This is a genomic window from Peptoniphilus sp. (assembly GCF_022767005.1).
Lineage (GTDB): Bacteria > Bacillota > Clostridia > Tissierellales > Peptoniphilaceae > Peptoniphilus_A.
This window is the reverse complement of record NZ_JALEOV010000011.1, coordinates 30600-49824: the sequence shown is the minus strand read 5'-3', so window position 1 is coordinate 49824 and position 19225 is coordinate 30600. Positions and strand designations below refer to the sequence as shown.

The window sequence follows — 19225 nt, the reverse complement described above, 5'->3', positions numbered from 1 at the left end:
TCCATTTGATCTATGATTCTACCAGCTCTTGAATAACCCACTTTTAATTTTCTTTGAATGTAAGAAATGGATGCTTGCTCATCGTTAACTACAAGTTCAACTGCTTCTTTGAAAAGTGGATCTCTCTCTTCTTCGCCTTTTGTTTTTTTGCTTTCAATAGCTTTCTCAATTTTTGATTCAACATTTACCCTTACTTCATTGTTGCTTTTTACAAAATCAACCACTCTTTCAACTTCGTTATCACTTATAAAAGCACCTTGTATTCTCTTAGGTTTTGGATACTTACTTGGATAAAATAGCATATCTCCCTTTCCAAGGAGTTTTTCAGCTCCACTCATATCGAGAATTGTCCTTGAATCAATAGATGATGCAACTGCAAATGCAATACGTGAAGGTATGTTTGCCTTGATTGTCCCTGTAATTACATCTACTGAAGGTCTTTGAGTAGCAAGAATGAGATGCATTCCAGCAGCTCTTGCCTTTTGTGCAAGTCTTGCAATATATTCTTCAATTTCTTTAGAGGCAACCATCATGAGATCCGCAAGTTCATCGACAATAATTAGGATTTTAGGAAGTTTTTCTTTCTCTCTTCCCTCTTCAACCATTTTTTTGTTGTAGCCCTTCAAGTCTCTCACGTGTTTCTCGGCAAAGGAAATATATCTTTTTTCCATTTCATCTACAGCCCAGTTAAGTGCAAAGGCTGCTTTTTTGGGATTAGTAACAACGTCGATTAAAAGATGTGGTATGCCATTATAGACACTAAGTTCAACAACTTTTGGATCTATAAGCATAAGTTTTACATCCCTTGGAGAGGATTTATATATTACACTAGTGATTATTGAATTGATACATACTGATTTACCAGAACCAGTAGCACCAGCAATTAATAGATGGGGCATATCTTCCATGCCTGAAATTAATATATTTCCTTCAACATCCTTACCAAGAGTTAATGGTATATCTGAATTAATAGTTTTAAATTCATTAGAATCAATTAATTCTTTAAGACTAACAGCATCCTTTTCCTTATTTGGTACTTCAATACCAACTACATTTTTTCCAGGAATTGGTGCTTCTATACGAAGGTCAGAACTAGAAAGAGCCATGGCAATATTATCGTTTAGTCCAACTATTCTAGATAATTTAATGCCAGGAGCAGGTTTTAATTCGTAGGATGTTATTACAGGACCACGATTTATTGCAACAACTTTAGATTCAATACCAAAGTTTCTCATAGTGTTTTCGATAATTTTTCCTCTTTCAATAATTTCGTCCTTAGAAAATCTACCCTTTGGGTTAGTTCTATTTAATAAAGCTATATCGGGATAAGTGTAGGTATATTCTTCTTTATTCTTATTTTCAATGTCATTTTTTATAGTATCAACAACATCTTCTTCAATTTCCTCATCTTGTAATTGAGTAATTATTTTAGAATTATTATCTTCTATAATTTCATTACTATTTTCTTTAATTTTTTCAGATTCTTCTTCAATATTTTCTTCAGAATAATCTTTAATAACTAAATTTTGTACAAATTCTTCTGCGTCCTTAGAATTTTCTTTAGCTTTTTTGAGTTCAATTTTTTCTTTCTTAAGAATTTCTTTTTCTAATTTCTTCTTTTCTTTTTCTTCTAATTTAATTTTTCTATCAGCTTTTTTTTCTTCTAATATTTTCTTTTTATCTTCAATGTATTCGCCCATATCTTCAATAAACATAATCATTTGATCGATGTTTATTTTTATCATAAAGTAAAGTGAAGCAACAATTATTATTCCAAGAATTAAATAAGTACCAAGTGAACCTAAAAGTTTATATGAAAAAAATCCAAAGATTGCTCCAATTATACCACCACTTCTAGTTATGTCCATATACTCAGTTGATTTTATAATTCTTTCTATTAAAGTCATGTCCATTTCCTTGGATCCATCAAGGAAAATTAAAATGCACAAGAATATTATAAGGGAACAAAGGATATATCTTCTCATATGAAATTTAGTAGCTTGAATATTAAACAATATTCCCCAAAAAATGAATAGTAGAGGAATAATAAAATTTCCAGAACCAGTAATAACAGAAAATAATTTATATATTAAAGTACCAATTAGCCCCATTTTTTGACTGTATAGGCAAATGAAAAATACTATGCCTATTACAATTAAAAATAGACCAATAATTTCTTTTCCAGAAGAAATACTTGAAGAAGTTTTTCTTCTTTTTTGAATATTTTTTTTATTTGAAATTTTTTTATTGTTTTTTTTGTTTTTTATCAAGAGAAAGCACCTCATTAATATTATAACAATTTGTCATCTTAAACGCCAGTATGACCAAATCCTCCAGTGCTTCTTTCCGTATCACTTATCTCTTCAACTTCAACAATTTCTGGGGTTTCAATTTTCATAAAGACAATTTGTGCAATTCTCTCACCGTCTTTAATAATAACTTTTTCATTACTCATGTTAATCAAAATTACTTTTAATTCTCCACGGTAGTCTGAATCAATTGTTCCTATTCCATTTGGAAGACCTAGACCTTTTTTTAAGGCAAGACCAGATCTTGCCCTAACTTGTGCTTCGTATCCTTTATCAAATTCAAGAAATAATCCCGTAGGAACTAATACTCTATCAAGTGGTTTTAATACTATATCTTCGTCAAGATTTGCCCTCAAATCCATTCCTGAAGAACCTTCAGTTTCGTATTTAGGAAGTGGATGCTTACTTTTATTTATAATTCTTAATTTCATAAATTCCCCTTTAAAAAATCGCATTAAAATAAATCTTAATGCGACTAAAAAATTATTTATTTATCTTCTGTCTTTTCATCTTCTCTTTTTATAAGAGCTTTTCTTGAAAGTGAAATTTTTCCAGTATCTTCAGATATTTCGATAACTTTAACTTCAACAGTGTCGCCAACTTTTAAAACGTCTTCAACATTATTTGTTCTTTCATGAGCAATTTCAGAAATATGAAGAAGCCCTTCAGTTCCCTTTTTAATTTCAACAAAGGCACCGAATTTAACTATCTTTTTAACCTTACCTGTATAAACATCACCAACTTCAATGTCTTTTACAATGTCTTCTATGATGGCAATAGCCTCTTTAGCTTTTTCATCGCTTTCAGAAAGTATAGAAATTCTTCCATCATCGTCGATATCGATTTTAACGCCAGTTTGTTCAATAATTTTATTAATTATTTTTCCACCGGCACCTATTACTTCACCAATTCTTTCAGGATCAATAGAAATCATGTGAATAATTGGGGCGTATTTAGAAAGTTTAGACCTTGGTTTGTCAATAGTTTTAGCTAAGTGATCAAGAATCTCAATTCTTGCAATTTTAGCTCTTTCAAGTGCAACTTCAAGGATTTCTTTTTTAATTCCTTCGACTTTAATATCCATTTGAATAGCCGTAATTCCCTCGCGAGTTCCAGCTACTTTAAAGTCCATATCTCCAAAATGATCTTCAAGTCCTTGAATATCTGTTAAAATTTTTATGACACCATTTTCTTCAATAAGTCCCATTGCAATACCAGCTACGGGTGCTTTAATAGGAACACCTGCGTCCATAAGAGCTAGAGTAGATCCACAAATTGATGCTTGAGAAGAAGAGCCATTAGATGATAAAACTTCAGAAACAACTCTAATTGTATATGGGAAAGTTTCACTATCAGGAATTACAGGTTTGAGAGCTCTTTCGGCAAGAGCGCCGTGACCAATTTCACGTCTACCAGGGGATCTTGATGGTTTAGTATCACCAACGCAGAATCCTGGGAAATTGTAGTGATGAATATATCTTTTTGGCTTGTCATCTCCAAGACCATCAATAACTTGTTCTTCAGAAATTGCACCGAGAGTTGCAATTGATAACACTTGAGTTTGTCCTCTAGTAAATAGTCCTGATCCGTGAGTTCTTGGTAAAATTCCAACTTCAGAAGAAAGTGGTCTTATTTCTGTAAGTTTTCTATCGTCAGGTCTTCTTTCCTCTTCAAGTATTCCTCTCCTAACTTCATTTACTTCAATTTCTTCTAAAGCAAATTCAACGTCTTTTGCATTTTCTTCCATAAGATCTTTAAAATGTTCTCTTATGTCATTTTTTGCAGCTTCAGTTTTTTCAACTCTTGTGATTTTATCTTTTTGTCTTATTGCGTCAATTAATAAATCTTTGCCATATTCTTTAACTTTAGCAACAATTTCTTCGTCAGCTTTAAATACCTCGTATTCAGCTTTTTCTTTTCCAACTTCTGAAGTAATTTTATTTACAAAGGTACAAATGTCTTTAATAACTTCATGACCTTCTAAAATAGCCTCCAATATTTCAGCTTCACTTACTTCTTGTGCACCGGCTTCAACCATCATAATAGCGGTTTCAGTGCCAGAAAGAGATAAATTAATTCTGGAATTGTTTCTCTCTTCTTCATTAGGATTTATAATGTATTTTCCATTAATAAAACCAACTTCAACAGATCCAGTAGGTCCGTCAAAAGGAATATCAGAGATAGAAAGAGCAATAGAAGAACCTATCATAGCAACAATTTCAGGTGAGTGATCTTGATCAACACATAATACTGTTGCAACAATTTGTACATCATTTCTATATCCCTCAGGGAAAAGAGGTCTAAGAGGCCTGTCGATTAATCTGGCAGATAGAGTAGCTTTTTCGCTTGGTCTTCCTTCACGTTTAATGAATCCACCAGGAATTTTCCCAACAGCATACATCTTTTCTTCATAATCTACACTTAGAGGAAAAAAGTCGATTCCCTCTCTTGGCTTAGATGAAGCTGTAGCTGTAACTAGGACAACAGTATCTCCATATTGTACTAAACAAGCACCATTAGCTTGTTCTGCAACTTTTCCAATTGTAACTTTTAATTGGGAACCTGCAAGATCCATAGTATAAGTTTTTTCCATTATTTCCTCCTTCTAATAAGAAAGAGCGGAATTACCGCTCCTACTATCCTCTTATTTGTAGTTTTTTAATAAGTGTACGATATCTTTCTATATCACTGTTTTTTAAATATCTTAATAAATTTCTTCTTTTACCAACCATTTTAAGAAGTCCTCTTCTTGAGTGATGGTCTTTCTTATGAATTCTTAGATGTTCATTTAAATCATTAATTCTTCTAGTAAGAATTGCAATTTGTACCTCTGGTGAACCAGTATCACCTTCATGAGTCTTAAATTCATCAATAATAATCTTTTTAATATTTGGTTCTAGCATATTTTCCTCCTAATTTTTAATAAAGCTAATCAAAGTACACGTCGAGGAGCGTCGAACTGTGAATAGCTATTTAACCTTATATATCTTATCATATAATGCTTAAAATGTAAAGTTATCTATTCCTTGTAATCAAAACATCTTTCGCTATTTGACTAAATAAATCTTCTATATTATTAAACTTTAGTTCAGGTCTAACAAAATTTAAAAGTTCAAGTTCTACACTATCACCATAAATATCTTTGGTGAAATCAAGTATGTGTGCTTCAATTTTTACACCATCATGTTCAACAGTTGGATTTGTTCCAATATTTGTAGATGCTTTGTATCTTTTTCCTTTAATGATAATATCAGTATCATATACTCCAAACTTTGGTATTACAAAATTATCTATTAGTTCAAGATTTGCAGTAGGATAACCCATTTTTTTACCTAATCCCTTAGCATGAATAATCTTTCCAATTAGCTTATAAGGTCTTGATAATAAAAAATTCGCTTCTTTTATTTTTCCACTTTCAATAAGTTTTCGAATTAAAGATGATGAAATTTTTTCTCCATTGTAAGAAATTTGATCTATTACTTCAACAGATTCAAATAAATACTTATTCTTTTTTAAAAATTCTACATTTCCAGATTTTTTATATCCATAAGTATAATCATAACCAACGACGACGCCTTTAATTTTTAAATTTTTTGCTAAAAAGCAATCTAAAAATTTAATTGGGCTATAAGACATAAACTCCTTTGTAAAATTAATGAGATAAATCAAATCTATGCCTAAATTTTCTAGAATTTCAAACTTTGTCTTGTTAGTTGTAATAATCTCTTTCTTTCCTACCTTTACAAGGTTATCTGTGTGCTCGTTAAAAAGTAAAAGACTTGACTTAATATTTAATTTTTTAGCATTTTCTATTGCCTTATTTATCAGTGCAATATGTCCTCTGTGAACTCCATCAAAATTTCCAAGTGCTATAACTGATTCTTCATTTGCAATATAATTTAAGTCTATTTCAATTATTTTCATAAGTCACCATTAAATTCTTTTTCATCTTGAGAAAAATTTCTCCATCTTTTTTTCTAATTTCTCCAATGCCTAAAAATCTATCATTTGAATAAATTCTATAATCTTCATTAATAAGATTTTTGTCTAGTTTATAAAATTGTCCCATCAAAAATTTTTTGCAAAAAAAACTTGGAATATCAAGTCTTTTTAAATTGCTAAGAGCTAAATCCATAGGTAGAATTTTTTCTTTTATTTCATTGATGCTTAATTTTTCAAAGTCAGAAACTGTTATGGAGTCTTCAATTTTAAAATTTCCTGTTCTTATACGTCTAAGTTCAGTTAAAGTTCCAAAAGTTCCAAGATATTTTCCAATATCATTTGCAAGGGACCTTATATATGTGCCCTTAGAAACGTCAACTAAAACAGTAAATTCATCACTACCATTAAAATCTATAAGTTCATTTTTATAAATTTCTATATCTCTTTTTTTGATCTCAACATCTTTACCTTCTCTTGCATATTCATAAAGTTTTTTTCCATTAACTTTTAAGGCAGAATAAATTGGAGGTTTTTGAGAAATTTTGCCAGTGAATTTAACTAAAGTTTCCTTAATTTCTTCTTCAGTAAAATTAACTTCTTTTTCATCTAAAATATTTCCAGTTATGTCGTAGGTATCAGTTAAAATTCCAAGTTTAATTTTTGCTTTATATACCTTATCACTAGATAGAATATAATCACTAATCTTTGTTGCCTTGCCAATGGAAATAACGAGAACTCCTGTCGCCATTGGATCAAGAGTTCCAGTGTGGCCTACTTTTTTTATGCCTAATTTTTTTCTAACTTTATAAACTAAATCGTGAGAAGTTATTCCCTTTTCTTTGTCAAAAATTAAAAGCCCATCTATCATAATTGTTCTTCAGCTACTTTTACTACATCTTCTTTTGCTTTGTTTAAATCTGTATGATTAATTGTACCTCCAGAAGCTCTGACATGACCGCCACCATTAAATTTTGAAGCAACTTTTGTGCAATCAAGATAGGACTTTGATCTTAGCGATAGTCTAATACAGTCGTCTTTTTCTTTTAATAAAACTGCAAGTTCAACACTATCAATATCTCTTACAAATTCAACTATTCCGTCTGCATCAGCCTTTTCAGCCTTTGATTTTATCATGTCATCCTTTGTAACAAAGACAACTGCAATTTTGTCATTGTCAAAATATTCAATAGAGTTCATTGCTCGTATCAATAAATCCGTTTTTTGTCTAGATCTACTTTGATAAACATTTACTGTCACTTCATTTATATCAATATCGTATTTAAATAAGTTCGATGCAATTAAAAATGTATTTGAATTTACAGAGCTATATTTAAATGAACCGGTATCTGTTGAAAGTCCAGTAAAAAGTGAAGTTGCAATATCTTTATTTAGTTCTAAATCAAGAGTTTCAAAAATTCTTGCAAGGACTTCACAAGTTGCAGGAGATTTGTCGTCAACAATATTTAAATCGGCAAATTTTGTATTACTAAAATGATGGTCAATATTTACAGTTTTTTTTGATGTTTCAAAAATTTTTTTAATATTGTCGCCCATTCTATTTTCGTCAGATGAGTCTAATGCAATAAATAAATCAAAAGCATTATTTATTTTGTCAGGACTTTTTGCGTATGATAAATTTGGCAAGAATTTAAAGGAATTTGGAATAGTGTCATCTAACACATAAACAGCATTTTTACCAAGTTTTTTTAACATCCCAACCATGGCTGTAACAGATCCTAAATTATCTCCATCTGGATTTAGATGAGAAGCAACTGCAATATTTTCACTTTCATTAATTAAATTTTTTAATTCAGAAGAAAGTTCTTTTAAATTAATCATTTCCACGATTTACCTCGTCAATTAATTTGTCAAGCTCAAGAGCCTTTTCTATTGAATCATCCTTAATAAAAATAAGTTCAGGCATTGCTCTCAATTTGATTTTTTTTGCCAATTCTTTTTTTATAAATCCCTTTGCAGAATTTAACCCTTCTACTGCTTCATCTCTATCAGAATCATTTCCTAGTACGGAAACATAAACTTTTGCAAAAGATAAATCATTAGTTACATCTACATGAGAAATACTTGTAATAGAAGGAATTCTAGGATCTTTTAGTTCATTTTGGACAATATTTGAAATTATTCTTTTTACTTCTTCAGATATTCTATTAATTCTCTTATTGTTCATTATGATCTCTTAACTTCCTTTATTATATAGGATTCAAGAAGGTCTCCCTCTTTAATGTCGTTAAAACCATCGATTACAAGACCACCTTCAAATCCAGTTGCAAGTTCCTTTGTATCGTCTTTAAATCTCTTTAGAGAAGAAATATCGCCTTCATGAATAACTACGTCATCTCTAAGAACTTTCACTTTAGAATTTCTTAAAATTTTACCATTTAAAACATATACCCCTGCAACCATCTGATTGTTAGGAAGTTTAAATGTTTGTCTAATTTCACATCTTCCAAGAATTTCTTCTACAATATCGGGGTCAAGCATACCCTTTGCTGCTTGTTCGATATCGTTTATGATTTCATATATTACTCTATAAGTTCTAATTTCAACGTCTTCACTCTTAGCAAGTTCAATGGCATTGATGTTTGGCCTTACATTAAATCCAATTACAATTGCATTTGATGCAGAAGCGAGTGTTACATCAGATTCGTTAATTCCACCAACTCCAGAGTGAATAATTGAGATTTTTACTTCTTCTGTTGATAGTTTTAGAAGTGATTGATTCAATGCTTCTACGGAACCCTTTACGTCAGCTTTTACAACTATATTTAATTCTTTTACATCTTCTTCAGAAATTTTTTCGAATAAATTATCTAAGCTAATTTTTGTAGTTTGGCTAAGTCTTTTTTCTCTAGTAATTTCGGCGTTTTTATCTGCAATAGCCTTTGCTGTCTTATCGTCTTTTACTGCATAAATTGTATCACCTGCGTTAGGAACGTCGTTAAGTCCAAGAACTACCACTGGCATAGACGGACCAGCTTTTTTAACTTTCTTGCCCTTATCATCTTCCATTGCTCTAATTCTTCCTGAACATACCCCAGATACAATTGAATCTCCAAATCTTAAGGTACCGTTTTTTATAAGAACAGTAGCCATAGGACCTTTAGCCTTATCTAAGTTTGCTTCAATAATTGTACCAATAGCTCGTCTGTTAGGGTTAGCCTTTAATTCCCTCATTTCAGCAACTAGAAGAATCATTTCAAGAAGTTCGTCAATACCTTCACCAGTTTTTGAAGAAACACCAACAACTATTGTATCTCCTCCCCATTCTTCAGCAACTAAATTTTCATTCATAAGTTCTTGTTTTACCTTTTCGGGATTGGCTTCAGGCTTGTCAATTTTTGTAATTGCAACAATAATAGGAACTTCAGCAGATCTAGCATGTGAAATAGCTTCAATAGTTTGTGGCATTACACCATCGTCTGCAGCGACAACAAGTACAGCAATGTCTGTCGTTTGCGCTCCTCTAAGTCTCATAGAAGTGAAAGCTTCGTGTCCAGGTGTGTCTAAAAAAGTAATTTTCTTTCCAGCTAAATTAACTGTGTAAGCTCCAATATGTTGAGTAATTCCACCAGCTTCTGATTGAGTTACATGAGTTTTTTTAATGGAATCAAGTAGAGATGTCTTACCGTGGTCAACGTGTCCCATTACTGTAACAACAGGCGGTCTAGTTTTTAAATCTGTTTCTTTATCTTTTTTTAACAGTCCATATTCTTCTTCAATTGAATCATCGAGTTTTTGTTCTTCTATTTCAATTTCAATGCCAAGTTCATCTGCTAAAAGAACACAAGTATCTTCATCAATACTTTGATTTTGATTAGCCATAACTCCGAGGCTTATTAATTTAGTAATTACTGTAGATACAGATACTCCAAGTTGATCTGCAAAATCTTTTACTGTAATTGGTGCAATCACTATTATAGGATCATCTCCTTTGCTATCTTCTTCCGTTTTGTGTCTTGATTTAACTTTTTTCTTTGGCTTTTTCTTAGTTAAATCTCTATTATAGGAGTTGTTAATTTCCTTTTTATTTTCTTTATTATTTTTAAATTTTTTCTTTTGATTTTTACTAAAATTTTCATCATCAAAAGAATCTTCTTTTTTTATCTTGTGAATTTTATTTTTATGAATTTCCTTTTTGTTTTCATCAAAGGAATCTTTATTTAATTGATCATGTTTCTTTTGATTTTTAACTTCATTATGTCTAATATGATTTTCTTGTTTTTTCTTATTAGAATCTGTAACTTTTCTTTTATCTTTTGTATCTCTATTATTTTTAGAATTATTATTCTTTACAGGAGATTCATTCTTAGAAGAATTTTTTGTATATAATTTTCTTATTTTTTCTTCATCAGCACTTTCTAAAGTTGACATATGGTTTTTTACAGGTATTTGCATTTCATTTAATTTTAAAATTAATTCTTTGCTAGTAATACCAATTTCCTTTGCCAATGCGTGCACTCTAATTTTTGACAAATTGAACACCTCCTCAAAAGAAGCTTAATCCACAGAATTAATTAGTTTTTCATATATTTCCTCACTAATTTCTGTTTTAAATGCCCTATTTAGGGATTTTGACTTTATCGCTTTTTCCAAACAATTTTTGTCATTACATAAATAAGCTCCTCTTCCATTTGCCTTTCCAGTTTTATCTATAAAGATTTCATCATCTTTGTTTTTAACCACTCTAATTAAATCTTTTTTTGGTTTTTGTTCACGACAACCTATGCAAGTACGCATGGGTATTTTCCTAATTTTAGTCATTTTTTACTCCGTTAAATTAAGAATTTTTAATCATCATTTTCTTCATTTTCTTTTATTTCTTCAAACTTATCAGCGTCTTCATTTTCTTTTTTGGAAAAATCTAATTCCAAATTGTCATCTTCTTGAATTTCTTTTATTTCAGTATTTTTAGAGAAGTCTTCAGAACTATGAATTTCATCAGAACTTTCCATTTCTTCATGCATTTCTTTCTTTGCATTTGCAAATTCGTCAGCTAACTCTTCTTCAGTAATTCCTCTATCTTCTAGATAAGCTTCAAATTGTTCATTAGATTTAATGTCAATTTTCCATCCAGTAAGCTTGGCAGCAAGTCTAACATTTTGTCCTTCCTTACCTATGGCAAGAGATAATTGGTAATCTGGAACTATTGCAAGTGCAGATTTTTCAGCTTCATTTACAAAAACTTTTTCTACTTTTGATGGACTTAAAGAATTTGCAATAAATTTGTCAATTTCTTTTTCATAAATAACTATATCAATTTTTTCATTATGAATTTCATCTACAATCGCATTAACTCTTTGACCCTTGTATCCAACACAAGCTCCTAGAGGGTCTACCTCAGGATCTCTTGAAAATACTGCTATTTTTGTTCTTGAACCAGCTTCCCTTGATATAGAATAAATTTCTACTATTCCTTCACTAACCTCAGGAACTTCTAATTCGAAAAGTCTTTTAATTAAATCTGGATGTGACCTTGAAAGAATAATTTGCGGACCTTTAGTAGATTTTTCAACTGATAAAATTAACATTTTATATCTATCGCCGTGATCATATTTTTCATTGCTAATTTGTTCGCTATATGGTAGAACAGCTTCAGTTGTTCCTAAATCTACATATACATTGTTGTACGCTTTTCTTTGAACCACTCCAGTGATAATTTCTTTTTCTCTTTCAACAAATTCTTCGAAAACAATATCTCTTTCTGCATCTTTTATTCTTTGAATAACAACTTGTTTAGCCGTTTGAGCTGCAATTCTGCCAAAGTTTTTTGGATGTATTTCTAAATTATAGACATCTCCAACTTCGTATTTTGGGTCTATTTTTTTTGCATCTTCTAAAGATATTTGAAGTTGATCATCTTCAACATTTTCGACAACATCTTTTGATGCAAATAACTTAATTTCTCCAGTTTCTCTATTCATATTAACAATTACATTTTGAGATGTGCCATAATTTTTTCTATAACTAGAAACTAAAGCTGATTCCAATGCTTCGAAGACAATTTCTTTAGAAATCCCTTTTTCCTTTTCAATTTCATTCAAAGCGTCTATAAACTCTTGGTTCATTTAATCCTCCATTAAAATTTAATAGTTTGTTTCATAGATGAAATTGATTTAATAGGTATAACAATATCTTCATCATCAATTTTACAATAAAAATTTTCATCGTCGTATTTGTCTAAAACAAAACTAAATTCTTTTTTTCCGTCAATTGGTGCATAAAGTTTTACATCAACTTCATTTCCAATATTTCTTCTATAGTCATCTTTTGTTTTTAAAGGTCTATCAAGTCCCGGTGAAGAAATTTCAAGATAATAAGGATTTTTTAAAATTTCAAGATTATCCAATTTTTTCTCTAAATTTCTACTCATTTCTGTGCAGTCATCAAGATCAATTCCTTCTTTTTTGTAAATAAAAATTGATAGAAGGTCGTGTTTTGATCCATTTTGAAATTCTATGTCCACAATTTCGTAACCTAGTTCTTCTGCTACCTCTTCAGCTAGTGGGTAAATCTCTTTTTTTAATTCTTTTTTATTCACTTAACACCTCACTACTAAAAAACAAAGAGTGGGTTAACCCACTCTTTACACTAAAATATCTTTCTTATTAAATTATAACACATATTGCTAAAATTACAACTTTCAAAAATTAAATAATGAAATTTGATTGGTCTCATCTAGATCATTTAGCATTCCGTTTTTTTGTAAAATTGTTATTACAGAATTTCCTGCCTTTGTTCTCTTAGAAAAATCTTCCACTGACAGAAAAATAGACTTCTGAGCTTCTTCTTCAATACTATTTGCACAGTTTTCTCCTATTCCAGGTATGGCTCTAAGTGGCATTCTTATCTTATCATTTTCGATTGTGAACTTTGAAGCCTTTGATTTATATAAATCTGCTGGCAAAAATTCGAAGCCTCTGGCGTACATTTCAAGTGCAACTTCAGAAACTCTTATCTCTCCCTTATCCTTGGCTGTTGGATTTTGAATTTCTTTTAAAGTCTTAATTCTGTTTTTTAAAAAATTTGGTCCCTCAATAATATTTTCTCCATTAAAATCATTTAGCTTAATAGTAAAAAATGTTGCGTAAAAAGCTAAAGGATAATTTAATTTATAGTATGCAATTCTAAATGATAACATTACATATGCTACTGCATGAGCCTTTGGAAACATATACTTAATTTTTTTACAAGAATCAATATACCATTCAGGTAAATCTAACCCCTTCATTATTTTTTCTTGCTCTTCAGTAAGTCCCTTTCCTTTTCTTACCTTTTCCATAGTGTCAAATGCCATTTTATTTTCTGCACCAGCATTTATTAAATAAACCATAATATCTTCTCTAGTTGCTATTACATCTTTTAACTCTGCTCTTCCTGAGTTCACAAGTTCCTGAGCATTTGAAATCCAAACATCAGTACCATGAGATAACCCAGAAATTCTTACAAGGTCTGCAAAACTCTTTGGTTTTGTTTCCACAAGCATAGCTATTACAAAGGATGTACCAAATTCTGGAATACCAAGTGTTCCCGTATCACACGAGAAAATTTCTTCATCCATATTAAAAATTTCTGCACTATTAAATATTGATAGTACCTTTTCATCGTCAAGTCTAATTTTACTTGAATCAATTCCTGTAAAATCTTCAAGCATCTTTATAATAGTTGGACCGTCGTGACCAAGTATATCAAGTTTTAAAATCTTTCCATGAATAAAGTTATAATCAAAATGTGTTGTTATTACTCCTGACGCTGGGTCATCTGCAGGATATTGTATTGGCGTGAAATCAAAAATACTTTTATTCTTTGGAACAATCATAACTCCGCCAGGATGTTGTCCACTTGTTCTTTTGCCATCAGTTATTTCCTTTGCCAATCTATCTACTTCTATTGGGGAAATATTTTTATTTTCAAAATATTTTTTAACATAACCATAGGCGGTTTTTTCTGCAATCTTTCCAATTGTACCAGCTCTAAATACATATCCTTTGCCAAATAACTCTTCAGTATATTTATGAGCTTGGGGTTGGTATTCTCCCGCAAAATTCAAATCAATATCAGGTTCCTTGTCACCATAAAATCCTAAAAATACTTCGAAAGGAATATTATGTCCGTCTTTTTTCATTGGAGTTCCACATTCTGGGCAAAGTTTATCTGGCATATCAACTCCGCTGCCAAATTCCAAATTTTTTGTAAATTCAGAATGTTTACAATTAGGACAAATATAATGTGGCGGAAGTGGATTTACTTCTGTTATACCTGACATTGTAGCTACAAAAGATGATCCAACAGAACCTCTAGAACCTACTAAAAATCCATCATCATTAGATTTTTTTACAAGTTTTTGCGCAATAATATAAAGCACAGAATATCCATTTGAAATAATAGATTTTAACTCTTTTTCAAGCCTTTCTTCTACAATTTGTGGAAGAATATCTCCATAAATTTCGTGAGCTCTTTTATAGGTCATTTCTCTTAAACTTTCATCTGAACCTTCAATAACTGGAGGATATTTTCCATCGGGTATTGGTTTTATTGATTCTATTTCATTTTTAATTTTATTAGTATTAGTTATTACAACTTCATAAGCTTTTTGATTTCCCAAATAAGAAAACTCATCAAGCATCTCTTCTGTAGTTTTAAAATAAAATTTTTGCTCGCGATTTGCTCTCGGGTCAGGTCTTCCTGGCTTTCCGTTTAAAACAATTCTTCTTAAAATATCTTCTGATTCTTCAAGATAATAAGTATTTGAGTCTGCAATTACAGGAATTCCTAATTTTTCTCCAAGCCAAACAATTTTTTCATTAATTTCTCTTATGTCATCTACGCTAAATTTTCCATCTTGAATTTCAATTATATTGTCACTTGCTGGTTGAATTTCTAAAAAATCATAATATTTTGCAATTTCTAATAGTTGATGATCAGGGCACCTCCTATAAACTGCATCAAAAAGTTCTGAGCTTGCAAGACCAGAGCCAACTAGTATGCCTTCCCTATATTTGTCTAATAAAGTTCTAGGAACTTTTGGAGAGAAATTATAAAACTGCATATGAGAAGCTGAAATTAGTTTATATAAATTTTTAAGCCCGACTTCATTCTTAACTAATAAAAGCAAGGAACTTTCGAATAAACGTTTAGAATCTATGTTTACAATTTCTTTGTTTAAATTATCAAAATTAAATTCTTTATCTTTTTTAAATTTTTCAATTAATTTTATAAACATAGCTGAAGTAGCTTCGGCGTCATTAACAGCTCTATGTGCACCAATAAGAGATACGCCTAAATTTTTACAAAGAGTTCCTAAATTAAATCTCTTCATATCAGTCATAATTGCCCTTGCAAGGATTAATGTGTCGAGAATAGGGTGATTAAATTCTAAATTATTGTTGGCATATTCTCTCCTAATAAAAGAAATATCGAATTTAGCATTGTGCGCTACGAGAACTGAGCCTTTGGCAAAATCGAAAAATTTAGGAATTATTTCTTCGATGGTAGGTTCATTTTCTACTTTTGAATTGCTAATTCCTGTTAGTTCAACAACAACTTGTGGAATTTCCATTTCTGGATTAATTAATTGTGAAAATCTATCTACTATTACTCCGTCAACAATTTTTACGGCACCAATTTCTGTAATTTTATCCTTTCTTGATGATAATCCAGTAGTTTCTATGTCAAATACAACATAAGAATTATAATTTTTATTTGAATCATAATTTGTTACGATTTTTTCTTCATCATCTACAAAATTTATATCTGCTCCATATAAAATTTTAAGTCCAGTTGCTTCTCCTGCTTCCATTGCTTCAGGAAAGCCTTGAACATCGTTGGTATCAGATATTGCTAAGGCATCATGACCCCATAGCTTTGCCCTTTTTGCAAAATCAGTAAAGGAAGTTACTCCTGACATTTGAGACATTTTTGAATGAATTCTAAATTCAGTCCTTTTTTCCTTAGAATAATCCATGCGAATAACTTTATCTTTTTTTTCAATGTATCTAATCATAATAGTTTCACATTTTGAAAAATTATCATAGCTTACATTTCCAGTTATTAAAACATGTTCGCCATTTTTAAAGCTTTCTAAAAAATCTCGAGCCTTTTCTGGCTTTAAAAATATTTTTGCAAGAGTTGACGTTGTATAGTCAGTTATAGATAGAGAAATTAAAAAGTTTCCATTTTTTAGTTCTCTGCTTTCAACATTAAATATATCAACTTCTACGGTTACTTTTTGGGAATTTAAGTTTACGTCTATAAGTCTTTGAATGTTTTCAACTTCTTTTTTACCGTAACTATTAATTATTTTTGTTTTGCTTTCCCCTTCATTATTAACTGTTTTTGTCTTTGTTTCCAATTCTTGTTTTGCAGAAATGACTTCTTCCGCTTCATCAATTTGTGAGATAAAAGATTCAAGATGTTCTTCTTCAACTATTTCTTTTACAAAATCAAAATTTATTATGTAAGATCCAAAAACTTTAAGTTCTTTTTCCAAATAAGCTCCAAAACCATTTTTTGTTAATGTGTAATAGGCTTCTTCTGTTGGTACTTTTATTTCGATTTTAGAATTCTCTTTTTTAATATCAATTTCATCAATCCAAATTTTTGATGAAGGATTGTATTTTAAAATTTCTGCACAAATTAAATCATCTTCACTTTCATAGAGAGAAGATGATTTAAACTCAATATAAATTTTATATTCTTTTAAATTTCTTGAAAATATTTCTTTTATATTTTTCTTTAAACTATTTTCTAGTTCATCTTTAGCTGACACTATAAAAAAAACTTCTCCAGTATTTTTATTTCTTTTAATGGATTCAATATAAATATCTTCAGAAATATCAATAGAAGTAACTTCTAACTTTTTAAAAATATCCTTTAATAAAATCAAATCATCACCTAATTTTTTCGATCTCTTGTAATAATTCACTTAAAAGTTTGTCTTCTGGAACTTTTCTAATTATTTCACCTTTACTAAAAATAAGTCCTTCTCCATTTCCACAGGCAATTCCAATGTCAGCTTCTCTTGCTTCACCAGGTCCATTTACTGCACAGCCCATAATTGCAATTTTTAAATTCTTATTCATTGAATAAAGCTTATCTTCCACAGTATTAACAATTTCAATTAAATTAACTTTAGTTCTTGCACAAGTTGGACATGAAATTAAATCTATTCCTTCTCTGCGAAGATCTAATGCTTTTAAAATATCCTTTGCAGCTATAACTTCATCTAATGGATCAGATGTCAATGAAACTCTTATTGTATCACCAATTCCTTCGGCTAAAAGAGTTCCTATTCCAATAGCAGATTTAACTATTCCTTTTTTTGGCGTTCCTGCTTCAGTAACTCCAAGATGAAGTGGATATTTTGACATTTGAGAAAATTTTCTATAACTATCAATTGTTAAATTTACATTTGAAGCCTTTAAAGATACTGCAATATCAAAAAAATTATTTTTTTCGAGAATTTCAACTTCTTCCATTGCACTTAAACATATTGAAGATGCATTAACTCCCTTAAATTTGTCTAAAAATTCTTGCTTAATAGAACCGGAGTTCACCCCCACTCTTATTGGAATATTATGAAATTTACAAGCTTCTGTTACTTCTTTTATCTTCCATGAGGATCCAATATTTCCAGGATTTAGTCTTATTGCATCACTTTCATTTTCCGCTGCAGCAATTGCAAGTTTATAATCAAATTGAATATCAGATATTATTGGAATTTTAATTTCTTTTTTTATTTTTTTAAGAGCGGCTGCATCTTCTAAATCATTTACCGCCATTCTAATAATGTCGCAACCTGCATCTTCTAATATTTTTATTTGTGAAACAGTTGATTTTACATCTTTTGTATTGGTGTTTGTCATTGATTGGATAGAGATAAAAGCATCTCCCCCAATTGGAACATCGCCAACATAAATCTTTTTTGTTTCTTTTCTGTTTATCATTTATTAAACAACCTTCCAATATCATTAAATATAGTTACATATATCATTAAGCTAAATAAAAGACTCATTCCAATTAAAGAAAGTTTTTGTTCAATTTTTTCATCAATTGGCTTTCCTCTTATTGCTTCAATTAATAAAAAGAAAAACTTCCCACCATCAAGTGCAGGAATTGGTAATAAGTTAAATACACCTAAATTCACTGAAATTAAAGCTAAAATTTGTAAGAAATTTAAAAATCCCTTAGAGGATTCAGATCCTATCATTTGTACAACTCCAACTGGTCCAGAAAGGTATTCCATTTTAAAAGAGCCGTCTAATATCATTTTTAAACTTTTTAAAATTATAATGGACATATCCAGAGTTCTTTTTGCGCCAATTTCTATTGATTTAAAAAAGGAATGCTTCAACTTAGATGTAATACCTATTAAATACATTTTATTTTCTTCAGAATATTTTGGCTTTAAATTAAAGCTTAATATTTCGCCTTCTCTATCTACTTTTAAATTTAAATTTTCATCTTTTTTGTCTCTAATCAATGAATTAATTTTGTATATATCTTTAGTTTTTATTTGGTTAATTTCTACAATTTTATCTCCAGATTTTAAACCAGAAATTTCAGCGGGAGAATTTTTTATTACATTTTCTATTTCATTTGATCCATAGCCAACTATGGAAAAAATAATTGTAAATGCAAGAAATCCTAACACAAAATTCATGAAAGCTCCAGCCAAAACAACTGCCATTCTCTTTAAAATAAAAACATTATTAAAGGCCCTTGGATCATGTGAGTTTTCTTCTTCACCTTCCATAGCAACATAACCACCAATCGGAAGTGCTCTAAGGCTATAAAAAGTATCTCCCTTTTGTTTTTGGATAAGTTTTGGACCCATACCAATGGAAAATTCATTAACCTTTATTCCTGAAAGTTTTGCAACAGTGAAGTGTCCAAACTCATGAAGCATTACAACTAATAGAAAAACTGCAACAGAGCTTATTAAAGTAATCATTTATCCT

Annotated in this window: 15 protein-coding genes; all 15 read right to left on the bottom strand. The window is 30.2% G+C overall.

The genetic code is table 11. The features are described 5' to 3' along the window. On the bottom strand, positions 1-2270 hold a 2270-nt coding region (locus tag MR285_RS01125), incomplete at its 3' end, for a DNA translocase FtsK (RefSeq protein WP_293557283.1). A gap of 38 nt (positions 2271-2308) precedes the next feature. Further along, the gene (gene dut / locus MR285_RS01120) at positions 2309-2740 is read right to left on the bottom strand and encodes a dUTP diphosphatase (RefSeq protein ID WP_293557282.1); all 432 of its coding nucleotides are present in this window, start codon (positions 2738-2740) and stop codon (positions 2309-2311) included. A gap of 56 nt (positions 2741-2796) precedes the next feature. Next, positions 2797-4902 carry a polyribonucleotide nucleotidyltransferase gene (locus tag MR285_RS01115; RefSeq protein WP_293557281.1) on the bottom strand — a complete coding sequence of 702 codons (2106 nt, stop codon included), beginning with the start codon at positions 4900-4902 and terminating at the stop codon, positions 2797-2799. Between the two features lie 43 nt (positions 4903-4945). Next, complete coding sequence (rpsO, locus tag MR285_RS01110; protein WP_075658746.1) at positions 4946-5212, bottom strand: 30S ribosomal protein S15; 267 nt, start codon at positions 5210-5212, stop codon at positions 4946-4948. A gap of 112 nt (positions 5213-5324) precedes the next feature. After that, positions 5325-6233, bottom strand: coding sequence for a bifunctional riboflavin kinase/FAD synthetase (locus MR285_RS01105; RefSeq protein WP_293557280.1), 909 nt, complete (start codon positions 6231-6233; stop codon positions 5325-5327). After that, a complete protein-coding gene (gene truB, locus MR285_RS01100; RefSeq protein ID WP_293557279.1) occupies positions 6220-7119 on the bottom strand; it encodes a tRNA pseudouridine(55) synthase TruB in 900 nt (299 codons plus the stop codon). Before truB ends, MR285_RS01105 begins: the two co-directional genes overlap by 14 nt. Continuing rightward, positions 7116-8090 (bottom strand): bifunctional oligoribonuclease/PAP phosphatase NrnA, encoded by a 975-nt coding sequence (locus MR285_RS01095; protein WP_293557278.1) that lies wholly within the window; start codon positions 8088-8090, stop codon positions 7116-7118. Before MR285_RS01095 ends, truB begins: the two co-directional genes overlap by 4 nt. After that, entirely contained in the window at positions 8083-8436 is a 354-nt protein-coding gene (rbfA, locus tag MR285_RS01090) for a 30S ribosome-binding factor RbfA (RefSeq protein ID WP_293557277.1), read from the bottom strand. The genes MR285_RS01095 and rbfA overlap by 8 nt, the downstream gene beginning before the upstream one ends. Further along, the gene (gene infB / locus MR285_RS01085; protein ID WP_293557276.1) at positions 8436-10742 is read right to left on the bottom strand and encodes a translation initiation factor IF-2; all 2307 of its coding nucleotides are present in this window, start codon (positions 10740-10742) and stop codon (positions 8436-8438) included. The genes rbfA and infB overlap by 1 nt, the downstream gene beginning before the upstream one ends. A 24-nt stretch (positions 10743-10766) precedes the next feature. Next, the gene (locus tag MR285_RS01080) at positions 10767-11030 is read right to left on the bottom strand and encodes a YlxR family protein (protein ID WP_293557275.1); all 264 of its coding nucleotides are present in this window, start codon (positions 11028-11030) and stop codon (positions 10767-10769) included. A 26-nt stretch (positions 11031-11056) separates the two neighbouring features. Then, the gene (gene nusA, locus MR285_RS01075) at positions 11057-12334 is read right to left on the bottom strand and encodes a transcription termination factor NusA (RefSeq protein WP_293557274.1); all 1278 of its coding nucleotides are present in this window, start codon (positions 12332-12334) and stop codon (positions 11057-11059) included. Between the two features lie 11 nt (positions 12335-12345). Further along, the gene (rimP, locus tag MR285_RS01070; RefSeq protein ID WP_293557273.1) at positions 12346-12807 is read right to left on the bottom strand and encodes a ribosome maturation factor RimP; all 462 of its coding nucleotides are present in this window, start codon (positions 12805-12807) and stop codon (positions 12346-12348) included. A 102-nt stretch (positions 12808-12909) separates the two neighbouring features. After that, positions 12910-17151, bottom strand: a complete 4242-nt coding sequence (locus MR285_RS01065; RefSeq protein WP_293557272.1) for a PolC-type DNA polymerase III — start codon at positions 17149-17151, stop codon at positions 12910-12912. Positions 17152-17155: 4 nt separating this feature from the next. After that, entirely contained in the window at positions 17156-18211 is a 1056-nt protein-coding gene (gene ispG / locus MR285_RS01060; protein WP_293557271.1) for a flavodoxin-dependent (E)-4-hydroxy-3-methylbut-2-enyl-diphosphate synthase, read from the bottom strand. Then, a complete protein-coding gene (gene rseP / locus MR285_RS01055) occupies positions 18208-19218 on the bottom strand; it encodes an RIP metalloprotease RseP (protein WP_293557270.1) in 1011 nt (336 codons plus the stop codon). The genes ispG and rseP overlap by 4 nt, the downstream gene beginning before the upstream one ends. Positions 19219-19225 lie beyond the last annotated feature (7 nt).

Coding starts and splice junctions, on each gene's coding strand:
- rseP (WP_293557270.1), bottom strand. CDS start 19,218: ATGATTACTTTAATAAGCTCTGTTGCAGTTTTTCTATTAGTTGTAATG.
- rpsO (WP_075658746.1), bottom strand. CDS start 5,212: ATGCTAGAACCAAATATTAAAAAGATTATTATTGATGAATTTAAGACT.
- dut (WP_293557282.1), bottom strand. CDS start 2,740: ATGAAATTAAGAATTATAAATAAAAGTAAGCATCCACTTCCTAAATAC.
- MR285_RS01115 (WP_293557281.1), bottom strand. CDS start 4,902: ATGGAAAAAACTTATACTATGGATCTTGCAGGTTCCCAATTAAAAGTT.
- nusA (WP_293557274.1), bottom strand. CDS start 12,334: ATGAACCAAGAGTTTATAGACGCTTTGAATGAAATTGAAAAGGAAAAA.
- rbfA (WP_293557277.1), bottom strand. CDS start 8,436: ATGAACAATAAGAGAATTAATAGAATATCTGAAGAAGTAAAAAGAATA.
- truB (WP_293557279.1), bottom strand. CDS start 7,119: ATGATAGATGGGCTTTTAATTTTTGACAAAGAAAAGGGAATAACTTCT.
- MR285_RS01095 (WP_293557278.1), bottom strand. CDS start 8,090: ATGATTAATTTAAAAGAACTTTCTTCTGAATTAAAAAATTTAATTAAT.
- MR285_RS01105 (WP_293557280.1), bottom strand. CDS start 6,233: ATGAAAATAATTGAAATAGACTTAAATTATATTGCAAATGAAGAATCA.
- ispG (WP_293557271.1), bottom strand. CDS start 18,211: ATGATAAACAGAAAAGAAACAAAAAAGATTTATGTTGGCGATGTTCCA.
- MR285_RS01080 (WP_293557275.1), bottom strand. CDS start 11,030: ATGACTAAAATTAGGAAAATACCCATGCGTACTTGCATAGGTTGTCGT.